Source organism: Aporhodopirellula rubra (assembly GCF_014192335.1).
Classification (GTDB): Bacteria; Planctomycetota; Planctomycetia; order Pirellulales; family Pirellulaceae; genus Rhodopirellula; species Rhodopirellula rubra.
The window spans coordinates 148,829-167,349 of sequence record NZ_JACHXU010000006.1 but is presented as its reverse complement, the minus strand read 5'-3'; the positions used below and the strand labels follow the sequence as shown (position 1 = coordinate 167,349).

Annotated in this window: 13 protein-coding genes; 8 read left to right on the top strand and 5 right to left on the bottom strand. The window is 57.4% G+C overall.

Annotated elements, in window-relative coordinates:
• Positions 1-333: 333 nt before the first annotated feature.
• Positions 334-1,284, bottom strand: coding sequence for a ThuA domain-containing protein (locus tag FHS27_RS10210; protein ID WP_184304826.1), 951 nt, complete (start codon positions 1,282-1,284; stop codon positions 334-336).
• 389 nt (positions 1,285-1,673) lie between these two features.
• On the opposite strand from FHS27_RS10210, the gene FHS27_RS10205 reads away from it, so the two are divergent.
• Both FHS27_RS10205 and FHS27_RS10200 read left to right on the top strand, forming a co-directional pair.
• Positions 1,674-2,852 (top strand): DUF1571 domain-containing protein, encoded by a 1,179-nt coding sequence (locus FHS27_RS10205; RefSeq protein ID WP_315854516.1) that lies wholly within the window; start codon positions 1,674-1,676, stop codon positions 2,850-2,852.
• A 16-nt stretch (positions 2,853-2,868) separates the two neighbouring features.
• Complete coding sequence (locus tag FHS27_RS10200; protein WP_184304824.1) at positions 2,869-3,897, top strand: hypothetical protein; 1,029 nt, start codon at positions 2,869-2,871, stop codon at positions 3,895-3,897.
• Between the two features lie 64 nt (positions 3,898-3,961).
• Here the strand turns inward: FHS27_RS10200 and FHS27_RS10195 are convergent, their stop codons facing one another.
• A complete protein-coding gene (locus FHS27_RS10195) occupies positions 3,962-4,390 on the bottom strand; it encodes a hypothetical protein (protein WP_184304822.1) in 429 nt (142 codons plus the stop codon).
• Entirely contained in the window at positions 4,387-4,989 is a 603-nt protein-coding gene (locus tag FHS27_RS10190; protein WP_184304820.1) for an HNH endonuclease, read from the bottom strand. Before FHS27_RS10190 ends, FHS27_RS10195 begins: the two co-directional genes overlap by 4 nt.
• Before the next feature lie 190 nt (positions 4,990-5,179).
• Here FHS27_RS10190 and FHS27_RS10185 point away from each other — a divergent pair, with 190 nt between their 5' ends.
• From FHS27_RS10185 to FHS27_RS10165, 5 genes are all read left to right on the top strand, one after another.
• The gene (locus tag FHS27_RS10185) at positions 5,180-5,833 is read left to right on the top strand and encodes a DUF456 domain-containing protein (RefSeq protein ID WP_184304818.1); all 654 of its coding nucleotides are present in this window, start codon (positions 5,180-5,182) and stop codon (positions 5,831-5,833) included.
• A gap of 424 nt (positions 5,834-6,257) precedes the next feature.
• Positions 6,258-9,836 (top strand): chromosome segregation protein SMC, encoded by a 3,579-nt coding sequence (gene smc, locus FHS27_RS10180; RefSeq protein ID WP_184304816.1) that lies wholly within the window; start codon positions 6,258-6,260, stop codon positions 9,834-9,836.
• A gap of 244 nt (positions 9,837-10,080) precedes the next feature.
• Complete coding sequence (gene glpQ, locus FHS27_RS10175; protein WP_184304813.1) at positions 10,081-11,058, top strand: glycerophosphodiester phosphodiesterase; 978 nt, start codon at positions 10,081-10,083, stop codon at positions 11,056-11,058.
• Positions 11,055-12,551 carry a glycerol kinase GlpK gene (gene glpK, locus FHS27_RS10170; protein WP_184304811.1) on the top strand — a complete coding sequence of 499 codons (1,497 nt, stop codon included), beginning with the start codon at positions 11,055-11,057 and terminating at the stop codon, positions 12,549-12,551. The genes glpQ and glpK overlap by 4 nt, the downstream gene beginning before the upstream one ends.
• The gene (locus FHS27_RS10165; protein WP_184304809.1) at positions 12,541-14,106 is read left to right on the top strand and encodes a glycerol-3-phosphate dehydrogenase/oxidase; all 1,566 of its coding nucleotides are present in this window, start codon (positions 12,541-12,543) and stop codon (positions 14,104-14,106) included. Before glpK ends, FHS27_RS10165 begins: the two co-directional genes overlap by 11 nt.
• Positions 14,107-14,233: 127 nt before the next feature.
• On the opposite strand, the gene FHS27_RS10160 is transcribed toward FHS27_RS10165, so the two are convergent.
• The gene (locus FHS27_RS10160) at positions 14,234-16,372 is read right to left on the bottom strand and encodes a mu-protocadherin (RefSeq protein ID WP_246419400.1); all 2,139 of its coding nucleotides are present in this window, start codon (positions 16,370-16,372) and stop codon (positions 14,234-14,236) included.
• A gap of 296 nt (positions 16,373-16,668) precedes the next feature.
• Positions 16,669-17,370, bottom strand: coding sequence for a glycine zipper domain-containing protein (locus FHS27_RS10155; RefSeq protein WP_246419398.1), 702 nt, complete (start codon positions 17,368-17,370; stop codon positions 16,669-16,671).
• 372 nt (positions 17,371-17,742) lie between these two features.
• Here FHS27_RS10155 and FHS27_RS10150 point away from each other — a divergent pair, with 372 nt between their 5' ends.
• The gene (locus FHS27_RS10150) at positions 17,743-18,504 is read left to right on the top strand and encodes an OB-fold-containig protein (RefSeq protein ID WP_221225023.1); all 762 of its coding nucleotides are present in this window, start codon (positions 17,743-17,745) and stop codon (positions 18,502-18,504) included.
• Positions 18,505-18,521 lie beyond the last annotated feature (17 nt).

Sequence of the window (18,521 nt, the reverse complement as noted above, 5' to 3'; positions counted from 1 at the left end):
CCCTTGGGGCAATCCGTCGGTGAATGTGCCACCAGTTACCTGCCGTCGCTCTGATCGAGGCTGCGGCGGCGGTCGCCGCGATTGACGCCGTTGCCATCAGAGAGCGGCCGACCGGGAGCGAGGTTCCCTGCAAAACAGGCGAACGAGAATCCGATTTTCAAACGTACGCGGATTCCGAGCACTTTCCAAAATGATGGCGCTGATCTCGTCCGTATTCGGTGGCCTGAATGTTGGCCGATCCAGCGATTGTGAGTGGGCACGTCATTATTTGAAATGCTTTCACGGCGGAATTTGAGCGTTCGTCAGTATTCATCAATGGCGAACTGCGTCGGTTTAGGAAGACGCTTTCCGGGCAGGTTTGGGTTCGTCTTGGTTGGCCTCGAGTTCATCCTGAGTCGGATTGGCGGTCGTGACTCCGTTTTCGGGGACCTCACCATGAGCGGTCCAGACGATCGCGTTGAGCATCACCTTGCGAAAGTTTTCATCCGCCCAATTCCAGTGAAAGTGTCCGCCGGTGAACCCGAATCCGCGTCCACCGCCTTCGCGATCGGCGGCCCACGCGAGGTGTTGGATTTCGCCCGCAGCGACCGCTTTTCGAACATGCGGGTTGCCACTGTGTGGACCATCGGCGCGTCGCATGGTCGTTTCGGGTGGGTGAGCGGAGAGGATCGGAGTGACTCCCTTCATCTCGTCGCGGAATCGCATATGAAAGTACCATTCGTCGTTGGTCTTGAAGGGCTGGACTCCACGGCTAACGGGATGGTCAGGAAAGGTTTCAAATTCGGCTTCCCAGTGAGGATTGACGGACCAATCGGCTTCGAAATAGCCGCCCATCCAGTCCAAAAAGGCGTCGCCGGTTTTGCCTTTGGGAGTTTCGACGCCGTAGTGGATGCAGACGAGTCCGGTTCCCGACTTCATCACGGTGTCAAACTCATCGATGTGAGGGTTGAGTAAATGTCGTGGCCCACCGTCGCAGTAAACCACTACCGAATCGGCATCGGAAAGAGCCTCGGCGCCTTCCTCAGGCCATCCGTTCTTAATCACGGTGACGTCGTAACCGGGCATCGATTCCTTCAGCGACTCGGCCAGCAATCGGCAACCGGCGTAATGTTCGTGGGCGCCGTAACCGTGGCTTGGACGACCCGCGATGAAGACGATTTTTTTCGTTTCAGTATCGCTGTCGGTATTCGAGTCAGAGGCAATCGCGAGATCGCCCGCGACCGAGGTGACGATCAGGGTGGCGAGAAGTACGAGTATCTGATGGGCACTGAATCGACGTTTCATTCGAATCTCTTAGGGAAGCAGGATTGGCAATCGCGTTAGACCGATTGTGGGGAAGCTTGGCGAGTCGGCGGAGGCAAACAGGTCGGGTGCGTCGGCGAGCCGAGACGCGTCAGACAAGTCGAAAGCGTCGACCCCGAGTGGACCCCGCGCGGTAGCGATTCGAGGTGGGAGGGGAAGGTGGGTAAGTGGTGCAGGATTATAACCCATTCTTTCCGCAAATTTGGTAGTGTTCGCAAAAACCAACCCGGCGACCTGCGGTGACGAGTCGCTGGACGTGTCCAAGTTAACGGTTTTGCCAGAAGACCCGGTGTTCGCTTGGTTTTGTCGCGATCGGCTCGACGCGGCGCCTTGATCGAATCCCCCGATTAACGACACTAGGAAGGTTCACCGTGTTTCCTCAGCCCGCCCATCTCCACTTGTCCCAGCCCGAGCGAATGATCTCAGCGAATTGTCCTAACGCGAGTAGTGATCCCGCTGCTGACCAAAACACAACCATCGCGGCCATTGGCGGCGACGAAACGCGTCCGTCTGTGCAAACTCGAAGTGGTGTTCACCGATTCAGGTGTGTGGGACTCCGCTCGGTGGCGTTTGCAGTGTTCGCCCATTTGTTCGTAATTGGCGGGCAGGCATTCGTGGGAGGTCTCGCAACCGCGGCGGACGACCGAAACATCGAAGACTCATCGGTGAGCAATTCTGCGAAAGTGAATCCGACAACGAGTCTTTCGGCGAACGTTGATTTGAAGAAGGAGATGGAGGACGAAATTGCGTCGCTCGATGATGACGACGACAGTTCGGTGCAACCGGTCGACTCGATCGGACCGGGGAAGCAACCGCCCGCCTCCCTTCAGCCCCTGATCGAATTGGCCGAACAGGCCAAAAAGAAATTCGAAACTGAAGTGGACGGATACACCTGTTTGCTCGTCAAACGCGAAACGATTGATGGGAAACTGGAGTCGACGAAGTACATTAGATTGAAGATCCGCGAGCGGCGGACCAGCGGGGAGCAGTTGATCCAACCGCAGTGCATTTACGGCAAATTTCTGAAGCCCAAAGACGTTGCGGGCCGCGAAGTGTTGTACGTGGAGAATGAACGTGACGGCGACGTATTGGTACGCCGCGGAGGAACACGCCTGCCTAACCTGACGTTGGAAATTAATCCCGAAGGACGATTGGCGAAACAGGAAAGCAATTATTCGTTCGTCCAAACGGGGATCCGTCCGATGATCGAGCAGATCCTTGATCGCATGCAATCACAGATTGAACCTTCCAACGTGAAGATTCGTTTTTATGCCGATGCCAAAGTCGACGGCAGACCTTGCCAACACATTGAGGTGAATCAGATTGAACGTCGCCCTGATTCGACGTACCAAGTCGCCAAGGTTTATGTCGACGAAGAATTGAAACTGCCGGTCTTCTTTTCTTCCTATGCGTGGCCGGACGAACCCGGTGAAGATCCGGTCTTGCAGGAACAGTATGCGATCACCCAAATCAACCTGACGCCAAAATTGACGGATCTCGATTTCGATCGAACCAACCCCGAATACAAATTCCACAACGAAGAAGAATAACGAAAGAGAAATCACCATGTTCCAGTCGACCCGTTTTCACCGCATCGCTGTTCGACCAGGACAGGTGACCGCATTAAGGTCCAAACTGGTGCTGCTGTTTGCCGTCATTGTCTCGGCAGCGGGCAGTTGCTCGGTCGCGACGGCGCAGTACTTTGGCATGCCAGGATTTGGATACGCACCTCCCGTCTCGGTCACGATCGGACCAGGACCAGGGTTCGGTTGGGCTCGTCCAGGCGCCTATGTCGGTCCCGCGTATTACCCTTCACCGATGGCCGTCATGGCCGATCACATGGCACGCCGCCGTTTTGAAATGGCGGAACGTTTTGCGGCCCGGTATGGATACCCGTATGGTCCGGCCTACGCAGCCGTGGCGCCGATTGTGGAGGTCGCTCCCGTTTTGCCTATGGAGCCCGCCATGCCGCTGGATCCAGCGGACCCGTACGGTGATTACGACGGATCCGGATTGGAACCGCAATACGGTTACGACCCTTCGCTGGACGTCGTGCCAGATTCAGGGGCATTCGCTCGAGCAGCGGAACGCCTCACCTCGGCATTGTCGCAGATGGAAAACGGCGAAGTTTGGATCGAGTATTTGGAATCCAATCTGTTGGCTCAAATGGCCAGTCGTGGGCAATTGTTGAGTGAGTCAGCAATGCGAAATTTGGCCGCACGCTATCAAGGCGTTGTTGCCAATCCGGATCTCAACTGGTTGCGAGACCTCGACGGGTTTGATGACGTGATGGCGGGATTGATTGCCATTACGGGAGGAGGTCAAGAAATCGGTTTCGCTCCTCGCCAACCTGCCCGTGATGATGTGCACTCCTCGCGACGAACCGGACAACCGACCGTTGCACCGGAGGTTGATGCCGCACGAGGCAATTCGCCTGCGGAGATGGAACAGGGGGCGGCAGAATCAACAGAAGCGGATTCGCAGAACGGTACTACGCAAACCGGGCAATCCGACAAAGGCGATTCGGTGTTGACGAACGAGGACGGGGGCGGATCGATCGAAGTGTTGCCGGAACCTGCGACGACCTCGCTGTAGAGCACGGCCTCGCCGTCGTGTGCGTTCACGCAGCGACGCGAGGTGCGGACCCGATTTACGCCGGCTATCGAAGATGTCCGGCGCTGGTTTGGAACATCCGTCGCCGGCGGGTGGCGGACTCCTGTTCGTTGATCATCGCTTGGTTCAAATCGTCATGGTTTGCGTTGCAAACACGACAATCAATTTCGGATAAATGAAAGCGGATGTATTCGGCGCCCTCGCGGTCGAGTTCACCGAGTAAAAACTTCCGCAGGGTTTCCCGGTCTGGGCAACTCAGTCGCTCCTGTCGCCAAATCGCTCCGATTGTGTGCAGGCCCGCGAGATTTTGTCCTCGCAATTGAGTCAGCCGCGCACGCAGCGTCTCGTTATCGCGGATCGCGGCTTCGATCGTTGCCGAAAGTTCAGCGCCGAGTTGCTCGTCTAAGAAGGCGAGCAACTCGACATCGCTGAACTCATTTCGGTCCGCAGTATCGCGTGAATTCGGTACGGTCATGAGGTTTGCAAAAAGGTTTTCCAAGATTCGTACCGAGGGTCATCGATCGAATGCGTCATTAACGGGTTGAATCGAGGTTTTGCCGGATTCGTCAATAACTTCATTCTCGCTTGTTGCGGCGTCCGTCCACCCTTGCGACTGTTGCACCGCAAGCAACTGCAAACGATGTTTTCCCAAGTCGTTGCCCCGCCATGCGAACGCGGAACGACGTGGTCCAAACTGAGCTTGTTCAAGGGTTCGACTTTACCGCAGTACTGACATCGGTATTCGTCACGCGCGAAAAGGTTTCGTCGATTGAAACGGACGGTTTGTGCCGGCATCCGATCAAACCGAGTTAAGCGGGCGATCCGTGGGACTTTGACTTCGAAGTCAACGGCTTTGAGAAACTCTTCACCGGGTTGTTTGTCAGCGGCGGCCAATTGGCTCAACTCGCACCAGGATCCGAAATCGTAGCTGACGTATTGGCCGTCATCGCAGTCGATCACTTCAGCACACTCTCGATAGAGTAGTGTTAAAGCACGACGCACGTTAACCACTCGAATCGGCATGTAGAAGCGATTCAAAACCAACACGTTGGTATCTAAAACCCTCGCGTTCATGGATACTACTGTCCTTTCGCTGAGCGAAGCCGGGGTCAGGTTGTAGGTCGCCTATCTAATGGTAGCGATTTGCGAAGTCTCGTTCTACTTCGATCACCACCATTCTCGGCCGCTTCATCAATGAGATTTCCCTTTTGAGACGGAATTCAGGACACTCGGGTTCACTCAGCAATGGAGACTTCATCAAACCATGATTGAATCTTTGGGGTTATCTGCGATGTTCGCTGACGCATTTGCGACGATTCTCGCCGACGGAGAGGGCTGGTTTGCCGGATTCAAGGAGTCGGCTCAGGCCGTGATGCTGTCCGGGGGGGCGGTCGTGATTGCGGTTCTGTTGGTGCTGGTTTGCGTCGCCGCGTGGTTGTTGAATTTGATCGCCTTGCCAGGCAATTGGTTGGCCATTTTGGCGATGGGGATCTACGCGTGGTTGGGGCCGGAGACGGGGCGAGGGCACGTCGGGGTGGTCGCCGTCGGGGCGGCATTTTTGGCCGGAGTCGTTGGCGAGTTAGTGGAATTTGCCGCCGGGGCGGTCGGCGCCAGTCGTGCCGGAGCGAGTCGCCGAGGGACGATCATGGCGATCGCAGGGTCGGTCGTTGGGGCGATTCTCGGTGGAATCATTGGGTTGCCGATCCCGGTGCTCGGGCCGGTTCTGGCTGCGTTGCTGTTCGGCGGAATCGGAGCTACCGCGGGGGCGATGTTGTCGGAATGGCAGGATGGCAAATCGTGGCGAGAGAATTGGCGAATTGGCCGTGCGGCGTTCTGGGGAAGAACGACCGGCGTCGTCGGCAAGATGATCGCCGGAGTGGTGATCGTGCTGATTTGCGTGATCGCAGTCCTGTTTTAAGTCCCCACAATCAGAGCCAGGGGGGGCGACGCAGGGCCAGCTTTTTAGTTCGTGACCCGGAGGGAAAATGGCAGAGAGCGGGGAAATGCCAGAGAATTGCCGCGGGCGGAAACGGCGAATTTTGTCCGGGGAATCGATTCTGGCATGCTGAATGCAGCCTCCTGAAATGTCCGGGGAGGCCCCTACACTGCCCAAATCGCCACTTTGCCTGCTTTCAAACGCGTTTTGCCGGCCTCGGAGACGGATTCAACTAGGATTTCCCAGGCGTTTTGTCTAATCTTGTAAGTCGAGCGGGCACCCTGCCCTGCCCCGCGTTGTTCGTTTTGACACGACGCGTGTATTCGGTTTATCGCTCGTCGTCTGTTTGACGGGCGATTTTGTTTTCCTGTTCCCATTCCACGTCCGGCCCGCAGCCCAACCCCCTATGCTCAAAGCACTCGAGCTGGCCGGATTCAAAAGCTTTGCGGATCGAACCCGCTTTGATTTTCCCGATGGAATCACGGTGGTGGTCGGTCCCAACGGATCGGGGAAATCCAACATCGTCGACGCGATGAAATGGGTCTTAGGCAGCCAGAGTGCCAAGAGTCTTCGCGGGAAAGACATGTCGGACGTGATCTTCAAAGGATCACAGACCCGGGGGCCCGCCGGCGCGGCCGAAGCCACAATCATCTTTGACAATTCCGAAGGCCAACTGCCTGTCGACGCGCCGGAGGTCCATGTCACCCGCCGTGTCTATCGCAGTGGCGAAGGCGAATACCTGATCAACAATCAGGCCGTGCGGTTGAAGGATGTGAAGGCCTTGATTCGCGGAACAGGGATCGGCATCGACGCCTACAGTTTGATCGAACAGGGCAAAGTCGATCGCATGTTGCAGGCGAATGCGAAAGATCGACGGGCGATTTTCGAAGAGGCAGCCGGCATCAGTCGATTTAAAGCGAAGAAGGTCGAGGCCGAGCGGAGACTCGCACGTGTCCAACAAAACCTGACACGTCTCGGTGACATCGTCGACGAAGTCGCCACGCGATTGAAGACCCTCAAAAGCCAAGCCGGAAAAGCAGAGCGGTATCGCCAAGCGTCGGATCGATTGAAGGAACTGCGGACAGTGGTGGCGTGGAACGATTGGTTCTCGCTATGCACCGAACTCGATTCCGCGCAACAAAAATTGGTGGAAGCGACCGCCTCCCATGAGGCTAGCGAAACGCTACGGGAATCGCTCGAGGAAGAACGCCAAGCCGCCGACATGCGGTTGCAGGCGATCGCCGAAGAGGCTCGCGACGCAGAACGAACTCGCGGGGAATTGTCCGGCGAGGTCGCACGGTTGCAGGGACGACGTGAGTCAGACCAAACCACACTCGCCGAACAACGTCGTACCTTGGCCGGTCACTACCGACGACTGCGCGTCACGCGGACGGCTGCAGGCAGCGCCACGGCGGATTTGCAAAAAGCGATTGCCGATTTGGAAATCGCTCAGGCTCAAGCGGCCGAAGTCGTGCGGCGAAAACAGACGATCACGGAAGACCGAGACCGTCTGCAGAAAGAAGTCAACGCGATTCAAAATCGGCGTGACGAATCGCAGCGTGACCATCTCGCTGCGGTTCGACGTGTCGCCGACCATGAAGCCAACCGGCAACGCGTCGCTCAGCAAATGATCGAGGCGACGCGAGCGATTGCGGAAACCCAGCGAAACCTAGAAACCGCCGAAGCGAATTTATTGACCGCCCGCGGTGAGCACGAAGCCGCGACGACGGAAGTGGCAAGGCTCGAAAGCGAGATCGCGGCGTCACAGAAACTCGTTGAAATCGCAGACGCGAAGTTATCCGAGACACGCCGACTGTTTGAGCGCCGCCGCGAAGAAATCGGATCGTTGAAGATTCGCCTGCAAGGAATTTCCGAGCGTGCCAAGGTGCTCGGCGAACTGGAAAAACGACAAGAAGGGGTCAGTGGTGGTGTTCGTGAAATCCTCCGGCTACCCGACGGCGACCTTCGTAAACAGTTGGTCGGTTTGGTCGCGGAGTGTTTTAACGTCGATCGACAAGTCGCACCGCTGATCGATGCCGCTCTCGGGCCGAGGACTCAGTACGTGATCGTTCGCGGACCGGCGATCGGCGACGCCATCGCGGCCGGCGAAATCAAAATCGCTAGCCGTGTGGGGATCATCCGATTGGACGAACTTCCCGCGCGGCGGCCGGGCGACCGAATTCGGTTAGACGGTCTCGCGGGAGTGATCGGCCGCGCCGACCGGATGGTGGACTGCGACGACCATCTTCAACCGCTGGTACGTCACTTACTCGGCAACACGTGGTTGGTCGATTCACTCGGTACCGCTCTCGGGCTGCGGAAGCTTTCAGGTGCGGGTCTGCGGTTCGTTACCGCATCGGGTGATCTGCTCGACAACGACGGCTCGAGCGTGGTGGGGCCTCCCGGTGGTGAAACCGGATTGGTCAGCCGTCGGAGCGAATTGCAGTCAGCCCGTACGGAGATGGAACACTATGCGTTTCAGATCGCCGAGGCGGAAAAGGAGATCGCTCGTTTAACGGACGAGATCGATCAGAACGCTGCTGAACTCGGACGGCACGAACAAACTCAACGCAGTTGGATCACGGCACACGCGGCCGCGGAAGCACGCAGCCATCACGTCGCGGAACGATTGGCCGCGCGGCAAACCTCCGTCGACGAACTGACCAACGCGGGTGGCGAACACGAACGCATCCTTGCCGACGCAAAAGTGCAAGATGCGGAGTTGGACCAAGCGATTCGCGGCGGAAAGGATTCGATCGCGTTGCTCGAAGAACAACGTCAAGGGATCGAAGCCGAACTCGCCTTGGCTACGGAAAGACTGCAAGCCGTTCAGAGCGAAGCGATGAGCGTCTCGGTCGAATCGGCTCGCTTGGAACAGCAGGTCGAATCGCTCGCCACGGCCGCCGAAGTAGCCCGCCGCGACCAAACTCAACGTGAGGCGGCCAAACAAGAAATCCGTGACGCGATCGCTCACACACGCGAACGACTCACACAAGTCGAAACCCGGATCGTTCAAGCCGACGACCGGTTGGCCGAGTTGATGATCGAAAGTGAAGCGGCTGAGGAAGCATTACGGGCGTTTGCGGTGCGAGCCGAAGCTCAACGTTCGGAAGCTCGCAAAGTTCAAACGCAAACACAAGCCGCGATTAAGGCGGTCGCCGCAGCGTCCGAAGCGGTGTCGTCCATCACGGCGTCACGAGACGCAGCCGAGTTGAAGCGAAACACGTTGGCAGAACGAATCAAGGAAGACTACGAGATCGATCTGCGTGGCGATGATCCGCCGGAAGAGCTCGCCGAGATCGAAGACCGCAGTGCCGTCGATGACGAGATCGCGAAATTGCGATCGCAAGTTCAGAACGTCGGTTCGGTCAACATGGAAGCACTTGAGGAACTCAACGAGTTGCAGGTTCGGTACGACGAGTTGCACGGTCAATACCAAGATCTCACCGCAGCGAAAGATTCACTCCAACGCGTGATCGCGCGGATCAATTCCGACTCGCGACGGTTGTTCTTAGACACCCTCGAAGCGATCCGGCAGAACTTCCAAAAACTGTATCGCAAGTCATTCGGCGGCGGGCATGCTGACTTGATTCTTGAAGAGGCAGACGATCCACTCGAAGCCGGTGTGGAGATCGTCGCCACGCCTCCGGGTAAACCGAGTTTCAGTAACTCGTTGTTGTCCGGTGGTGAGAAGGCGTTGACGGCGGTGGCCCTGTTGATGTCGATCTTCCAATATCGCCCTAGCCCGTTCTGCGTGCTCGACGAAGTGGACGCGCCGTTCGATGAAGCGAATATCGGCCGCTTTGTTACTGTGCTCAGCGAGTTCTTGGATCACTCCAAGTTCGTCGTTGTGACACACAGTAAAAAGACGATGACCGCCGCGACGACGCTCTACGGTGTCACCATGCAAGAGTCCGGCGTTAGCAAGCAAGTCTCGATTCGGTTCGAAGACGTCAGCGAAGACGGCCAAATCAGCGCCGCATAATACCGGGAATGAAATTTCCGGTTCGCATTGGCAGCATAGCGTGAAACGCAGTCAGAAGTTGCCGCCGCGCACGAGCGGGCACGTCATCCATTGAATTGCTGGCCGCATTTCTCTCGCAATCACTGCAGCGGTCTCGCCGATCGGTTCCAATGGAGGCGACGCTTTACATCTCATTGCCTTGGATTTGCCACGTGCACGCCCCGTTGCATTGGGATTGCCAACACGTGGCAGCGACTAACTGGAAATGGCCGACGTGAAAGAACCGATTGTGATCGCGCACCGTGGTGCCAGCGGTTATGTTCCCGAACATACGCTGATCGCCAAAGGGATCGCACACGCCATGGGGGCGGATTTCATCGAGCAAGACGTTGTGTTAAGCAAAGACGGCGTGCCGGTTGTGTTGCACGACGTTCAATTGGACACCGTCACTAACGTGGCGAAGGTTTTCTCGCATCGAAGGCGGAGCGACGGTCGGTATTACGTGATTGATTTCACGGTCCAGGAACTCAAATCGCTTAACGTCTATGAACGTTTTGATCGCGTGACCGGTCGACCCATTTTTCCGAATCGCTATCCCGGTGGCGAGGGCGATTTTCGGATCTCAACGCTCGCCGAAGAGATTCGTTTTATTCAAAACCTTAACCGAACAACCGGACGCGACGTTGGGATCTACCCTGAGATCAAACGACCGGCATGGCATCGTGAACAGGGTATGGAATTGACTCCCGTGGTGCTCGGCGTGCTCGCCGAATTCGGTTATGCGAAACGGCACGACAAGTGTTACATCCAGTGTTTTGACTTTCCCGAAATCAGCTCCATACGTAATCGGTATGGTTACAAGGGGCGGTTGATTCAGTTGATTGATCAGGGACACGATAAGGAATCCGAGACCAACTACGATTGGCTGAAGTCACAGGAAGGGTTGGGTGAAATCGCGAAAATGGTTGAGGGGATTGGACCCTCGTTAGACGATGTTTTGCAGGCGTCGGGCGATTCGCGGGAACCGAAGATTGCAGCGAGTGGATTGACCGAGGCGGCGCACTCGTTCGAGTTGCTCGTTCATCCGTGGACATTCCGTGCCGACGCGTTGCCCTCATGTGTTTCTTCGAGTGATGCGTTTCTAGATGCGTGTTTTCAGATCGCGAAGGTCGATGGGTTGTTTGCTGATCAACCCGATACGGTTGTCCGCTATCTAAGGTCTCAGACGGAGAAGGATTCATGAAATACATTTTGGCACTCGACCAAGGGACCACCAGCAGTCGGGCGATTCTGTTTGATCGCACCGGTCAGATTGCAGGAGTCGCCGCGAAGGAACACACGCAAATCTATCCACGTTCGGGATGGGTGGAGCACGATGCGGTCGAAATTTGGCAGTCGCAGCGTGAGGTAGCTCGGCGGGTATTGAGCGACAACCAAATCGATGCGAAGGAAATCGCGGCGATCGGGATTACCAATCAACGCGAAACAACGGTCGTGTGGGACCGCCAAACTGGCCTCCCCTTGCACAATGCGATCGTTTGGCAAGATCGACGCACGGCTGAATTTTGCGATCATCTACAGCGTGATGGGCATGCCGGCGTCATTGCAAAGAAGACCGGTTTGGTGATTGATGCGTACTTCAGTGGTACCAAATTGCGATGGTTGTTGGACCAGATTCCGGATGCAAGACAGCGTGCGGATCGTGGTGATTTGGCGTTTGGGACGATCGATAGTTGGTTGTTGTGGAATCTGAGTGAGGGGCGATTGCATGTCACGGATTCCAGCAACGCCTCACGCACGATGATGTTCAATCTAGAAACTCTCGCTTGGGATGATGAGTTGTTGGAATTGCTCGATGTGCCTGAGAGCGTGTTGCCGGAGGTGTGTCCATCGAGTTTTGTCCATGGTGATTGTTCCTCTGACTTTTTAGGACATCCGATACCGTTAGCCGGGTGCGCGGGCGATCAACACGCTGCATTGTTCGGGCAGAACTGCACGACGCCTGCGATGGCGAAAAATACATACGGAACCGGTTGTTTTGTCTTGATGAATGTGGGCGAAGAACCGGTTGCATCGAAGAGCAAGCTGTTGACGACGATCGCGTGCAGTGGGCAGTCGGAACCTCATTTTGCACTCGAAGGCAGTATCTTTACGGCCGGTTCGGCGGTGCAGTGGCTGCGTGACGGGTTGGGCGTGATTAAATCGTCGGGCGATGTGACGTCGCTCGCTGCATCGGTTCCTGATACAGGGGATTGTTATTTGGTGCCGGCGTTCGCCGGGCTCGGTGCTCCTCACTGGGATCCGTACGCACGCGGTGTGATTGTCGGTATTTCCGGCGGAACCACGGCCGCGCACATCGCTCGCGCGACGTTGGAAGGCATCGCGTTTCAAGTTGCCGATGTGCTCGACGCGATGGGGGCCGACGCGGGAAGTCCCGTGAAGGAATTGCGGGTGGACGGCGGGGCGAGCGTTAATGATTTGTTGATGCAGTTTCAAGCTGACATCTTACAGGTGCCGGTGGTGCGTCCACGTGTGGTGGAAACCACTGCGATCGGCGCAGCGTTCCTGGCCGGTCTCGCGGTCGGATTCTGGGCGGACATCGACGAAGTGGAATCGATTTGGCAGAGCGAACGGGTCTTCGAACCCGCCATGTCGGAGGCCGACGTGGCCCAGCGTCGCGGGCGTTGGCATCAAGCAGTTCAACGCAGTATGGGATGGCAACAACATGAATCGTGAATCAATCCTTCGTCGACTGTCTGAACACCGGGAACCGTTTGATGTGGTGATTATCGGTGGCGGAGCGACGGGTGCCGGTCTCGCGCTCGACGCGTCGGTGCGAGGTTTGTCGACGTTGTTGTTGGAGCAATCCGACTTCGGCAAAGGCACGTCGAGCCGCAGCACCAAACTGATTCACGGCGGCGTGCGGTATCTGCAACAAGGCAACATCGCATTGGTGCGGGATTCACTCCGCGAGCGTTCTCGGCTGCAGATCAATGCGCCCCATTTGGTTCATCCGCTGCCCTTTATCGTGCCTTGCGAAACGCTGTGGCAACGGTTCATGATGCGAACGGGTTTCTTTCTTTATGACTTTCTCGCCGGACGTAGCCACTTCGCGAGAGCGCGCGGCGAGAATGCGTCGGCGGCCCAACAAATCGTTTCAACGGTTCGTCCCGAACGTCTCCGTTGGGGCGGTGTGGTCTATTACGACGGGCAGTTTGATGACACACGGTTGTTGATCCACATGGCCATGTCGGCGGCCGATCATGGTGCCTCATTGTTAAACTACTGCCGCGTCACGGGACTGCGCAACGATGGCGAGCATCGTGTGACCGGTGTCGACGTTGTTGATCAAGAAACCGGGCGGACGTTCAGCGTGCCGGCAAAGAGCGTAATCAACGCGACCGGCCCATTTTGTGACGCGGTTCGGAGGATGGATGACGAGTCGGCCCCGCAAATCATTGCGCCGAGCCAAGGCGTCCATCTCGTGTTGCCGCGTGAGTTTTTGCCGGGTGATACCGCGGTGATTGTTCCGAAAACTTCCGATGGCCGAGTGCTGTTTTTGATTCCCTGGCACGATCACGTCGTGGTCGGAACAACGGACACGCCGATTGATCACGCAGAATTGGAACCGATGGCTCAGAACGAAGAGATCGAATTCCTGTTAGCCACGGCAGCCGACTATTTGACGAAGGCGCCACGTCGTGAAGACTGTTTGAGTGTTTTCGTTGGGATCCGTCCGCTGGTCAGCCCACCATCGGGGTCGAGCGGCGAGACGAAGTCGTTGTCGCGTGATCACACGATTCTGGTCTCGAAGAACGGACTGATCACGATCACCGGTGGTAAATGGACGACGGTACGAAAGATGGCCGAGGACTGCATCGATCGGGCAATCGAGTTGGCTGATTTGCGGTCCAATGGTCGGTCAACCGAACAATTGAAACTGCACGGTGCGACGGATTCCAAAGACGCGTCGGTCTACGGCACTGATGAGACGAAAATCAATCGGCTCGTTGAGGAGACGCCCGACCTCGGTCGGCGGTTGCACCCCGACTTGCCGATTCGCGCGGCGGAGGTCGTTTGGGCGGTCCGGTCCGAGATGGCACGGATGGTCGACGATGTTCTCGCCCGTCGAACTCGTGCGTTATTTCTGAATCGCAGGGCCGCGTTAGAAATCTCGCCCGAAGTCGCTCGATTGATGGCGGGCGAACTCGAGAAGGACACCGCTTGGCAGGAAGAACAGATTACGGCATTCGCAAACGTGGCCAAGCATTTTGATATGCCACCTCATTGAGCGATGCCGATTGCTCATCAGGCAATGCGGTGAATGTTGCTTGGGGGGAGGTCGGCAGGTGCCGTGCGTTGCACCGGAGGGCTGAGGGGTTTGGTCGCGTGGAACGACCTCACTTGGTCACACTTCGCTAAACACTCGCCGCGAGTGAGTTGCTCGCTTTGTTCGCTCGCTTCGTGGCGACCATATCTCGGAATTGCAACCGCAGGTTTTTCAGCCAGAACAGAAGGTAAACGTTCGCAACGATCGACAGCAGCAACAGGGCATTGAAGATCGGTTGAGCGGCAACTTGTTCAGGCGTGTAGGCGGAGTCGGACGGTCCGTTGGCAAGCGCGGAGTTGGACGTTGCAAAACGATCCGAACGTGAATCGCGATCTGATGGCGAGGGGCGACTGTCTTCGTCGACCGATGAACCGTTTCCTGACGAGGGCATATTCGGTCCGCCTGAGTTGGATGTGTTGCCGGTCAGGCTGGCCAAACGTGGGTCAGGATACTGGGGGTAACCAGGCATTCCGGGAGAGAGCGTGGGGCTCAAACCGGATTGCGGATTGTTCGATCCGTACTGCGACGTCCCTGGATAGGGGGAGGTTGGGTACTGTGACGTTGGATATTGAGTGTTTGCGTATTGTGAAGCCGTGTTCGGATAATTGCCGCCCGCGTAGTTGCCATTGTTCGGGGCCAGCGGCGGTTGAACGAGTTGCGGCGAATTGTTTTGGAAATTGGTATTCGTCGGGTAGTTGTTTCCCTGGTTCGACGCGCTGTTCAGGTTGGGCGGTCCGGCTGTTGCGATGTTCGTGGATCGATTCGGATCGTTGGCGTAGAGGCCCGTGTTCGTTGGATTGCGTGGTTGCCCGTAGTTGTTCGGGGCCGATTGGTTATTGCTGTTTGAGGTTCCGGCATTTTGTCCGCCCATGGTGTCGACGGCAGTCAACAAACGGCCCTGGCGATCGACGCGTCGTCCGTACTGGTCGAGACGATAGCCTTGCCGATCGACGGGATAGTTTTCCGCGTCAAAACTGTAGCCGTTCTTGGGCAGTTGTGCGGCTTGAGCGGGAGTTAGATTGGGATCGTAGTCGACATTCGATGTCGTGCTGGCGGTCCGCTGAGTAGTGTCGGCATACGTCGCGTTGGTGTACTGCGTCCGAGCGGATGTGTCCGATGAACGAGTGCTTCGCGGTGTCGTGTCAGGCTGGAGACCGGCAGGCAGGCGACCAAAGTTGCCACCGGCGAGTCCGCCGCCACTGATTGGATCGTTTGTGGAGTCAACGGGATCCGTTGATGGGCGTCGTCGAGAACCGTTACGTGGGTCGTACCAGTCGTCTGAGCTGGTCGAGGTTTTTCCCGAGCGTGAGGCGGTCGATGTTGGTGAAGTGGACGGCATCCCGGCACGCGATGTTGCGAATGGAGGAGGCGTCGCGGCGGTCTCGTTGCTCGATGTGCTCGGGTAGCCCGAACGGGTGTCGGTGTTGCGGTTGTACGTGTCGGTCGACGGCCGATTGGTCGAGCCGTTCGCCGCGTAGTTGTTCTGCGACAGCCGCGCCCGCGGATCATCGGGATCGCTGGATCCGGTTCGCGTGTTGGTGTTGAAAAGTTGGCTGGCCGAATCACGCAGGTTGTTGGTCGTTGCCTGCATTTGGGCGGAGGCGTTTTCGCCTAAACGATCCGCAGCGGTGTTGAAGGTCTGTTCGACTTGAGTGCGGCTGTTATCGACGGCGCCTTGTACCGCGCCTTGGAACTGGGTAGCCATGTTGTTGGCGGTATCACGGGCGACTTGGCCGAAGTTCGTACTCGGTCCGGCTGCGTTGGTCCCAGTCGCCGGCGTCATTCCGAATCCGCCGGGCAGGTTCATACCACCGCCTTGCGGCGACGGTTTCATGACGGCGGTGGACACCGAACCGTAGCCCGGAATCGGTCTAGGAACGGACGGATCGCCCATCGCGGGGATCGGTACAGGAGTGCGGTCAGCAGCCGCATAAGCGGATGTTTCGGCCGGACTCGCGGCGTCTTGTGCACGCGCAGGAGCGGATCGCGATAAAAAGTTCGGGGTGATCCGGGGAACGCTGCCTTGGCCGATGCGAATGACGACTTCGCTGACGTGCGAGCGGATCTCAGCGGGAATCTGGCTGGAGATTTCTCCGCTACGGACGACTTGGTCAACCTTATCCGGCGGGATTTGAATGATGTACTTTACACCGTTGCCGCCATCCGGAGTCCACCCGTAGGTGATCCCGATCGATACGGCCATCAAAAGCATCACAGCGCCACTCATGGCACAATCCTTTGCTGTGTTGGTTGACTTGGGACCGCAGGGACAATCTCTGCGATTCCGACCGACACGGCCACTCTCGTCATGAGTCAGCGCCGCAGCCGATCACCCGAAAAAACGGGTTTCACGGCATAGCGTATCGCCGAAGGTGAATCCAGGTAAAGCCCGATCGAAGAGGAAAAACGAGCTTTTAGCGAGAAGCTTCTGTACGCCCGGCCACCGGTTTGGGTTTCGTCCGGGGAAACTCAGATGGCGGCGTGAACATCGCCATTGGCCGCAAACGCGGCATGGCTCGATTCTCAATGTCCGTAATGGATATGGAAGTTTGGGCGGGCTCGGTAAGTCGGGCCGTGGTGGCGATGATGGTTGTAAACGGGCACCGGATAGGGCCGTGGCGTGACGTAAACCGGAGTTTCGACGATGGTGGTTGGCGGCCGTGTCACGATCGTGTCATTGCCAATGGGGGCCTGCTGCATCGCGGAGATGACGGTCTCGCTGACACCTTGTTGGTGCAATGAGATGATGTCAGAAACGACGGGCCGGCGCTGAACGCCGCGAGTCGCGATTTGGTTCAGGATCAAGCTTTCGCCCACGCCGCTGCGGCTCATCGCGATCACATCGGTGAAACTGACCGCGCCGGTGGGGACCGGTTGAGCGTAGACGTTCGTCGGTGCGACTTGCTGTGTCGGATACGGTTGCGAGCGATAGTATTGGTATTGATACGCCATGTCTTTGTCTTTGGCGTTGCCGAGCAGTCCGCCGGCGACGACACCGATGGCGCCCCCGATTGCGGCACCCGCTCCGGCTTCGTCGTTATTGTCGCCGATAATCGCGCCGGCGATCGCCCCGGTGATTCCGCCCAGGGTGGCTCCACGCTGGGTGTTGTTTTGTGCACGTGCAGTTGCGGGCATGCCGAGGGCGGCAATCGAAAAAATGGCTAAGACGCAGCCGACACTACGGCCGCGGTTAGAGACGAACCTGTTCAAAGGAAAGCGATTCATTTTCGTGCCTACCACGCAAGGGTGAGAGCGTTATGGGGTGCTTGAGAGGGGGTGAGCCGCCGGGTGGCCGCATTGACCGACGACGGATTTCGACCGTCACGGAAGTCTTCCTTGTAAATCGACGCTTCGCAGGGAATCAACCGCAATTGTTTGTCGAAATTCCTTGATGAAACTACGCTGATGCGTTCGCTCTTTACCGGATGTTCGGGATAGCGGGCATGGAGGGCTCTGCGGTCGGATCTAAAAACCGAGCGACTCGGCGTTGCTATTTGCGCCCGGAACGCCGTTGGTTTCGGCCAATGCTTTATACTCGCCCGTTGGGTGAGTTCCCTTCGCATCTCTCTTTTCTAGGGAATCGGTTCGGTGTCCATCATGTTGTTGTCCGACGGCGTCTCTTGGTCGCAATCGCTGGTCGAGCATTTGTTTGTCGGTCCGGTTTGGCCGGCCAGCATTTTGGCCGCGATCGTCTTATCGTTGGTGATCATCTCCTTGTTGGGAGTGTTCTCGTTCGACTTTGGAATCGACGGTCCTGATTTAGACGTCGATACCGGGTTGGATGTCGACACCGGACTCGATCCCGGCGTCGATGCAGGAGTGGACGCCGATGCCGGGTTAGACACGGGCGCCGACGCTGACGGGCATCACGCTGGCGCGGACGCGATGGGCGGTTTCGCGGCGGCGACCATGAAGGCGGTCCACTTGGATCGTGTGCCGCTGATGGTTTGGCTAACGGTGTTCAGTTTGTTCTTCTGGGTGCTCAGTTACGTGTTGTGGTTCGAATTCGATGTTCGGCGATATCCCGCCACCTTCCTCGCGAGCCTGATGCTGACGGTTCGCAATGGGGTCATCGCGGTCGTGCTGACTCGGTTCATGACCACCCCTCTGCACCGACTTCTCGTACCGCCAACTCACTATCATGCCCACTCGTTGGTCGGTGGCGTTGCAATTGTGGAGACCAGTTCGGTCGACGATACCTTCGGCCGCGCCCGCTACGCCACCAACGCGGCGCCACTCCTGATCGACATCCGCACCACCGGCGAACCGATTTCAAAAGGAACACCCGTACGACTCCTACGCTACGATGCCGATCGCAAGGTCTACCACGTCGAGGCAACCGAGCCCGCGGTTGTGTAAAGCAAGCGGCGTGGCAG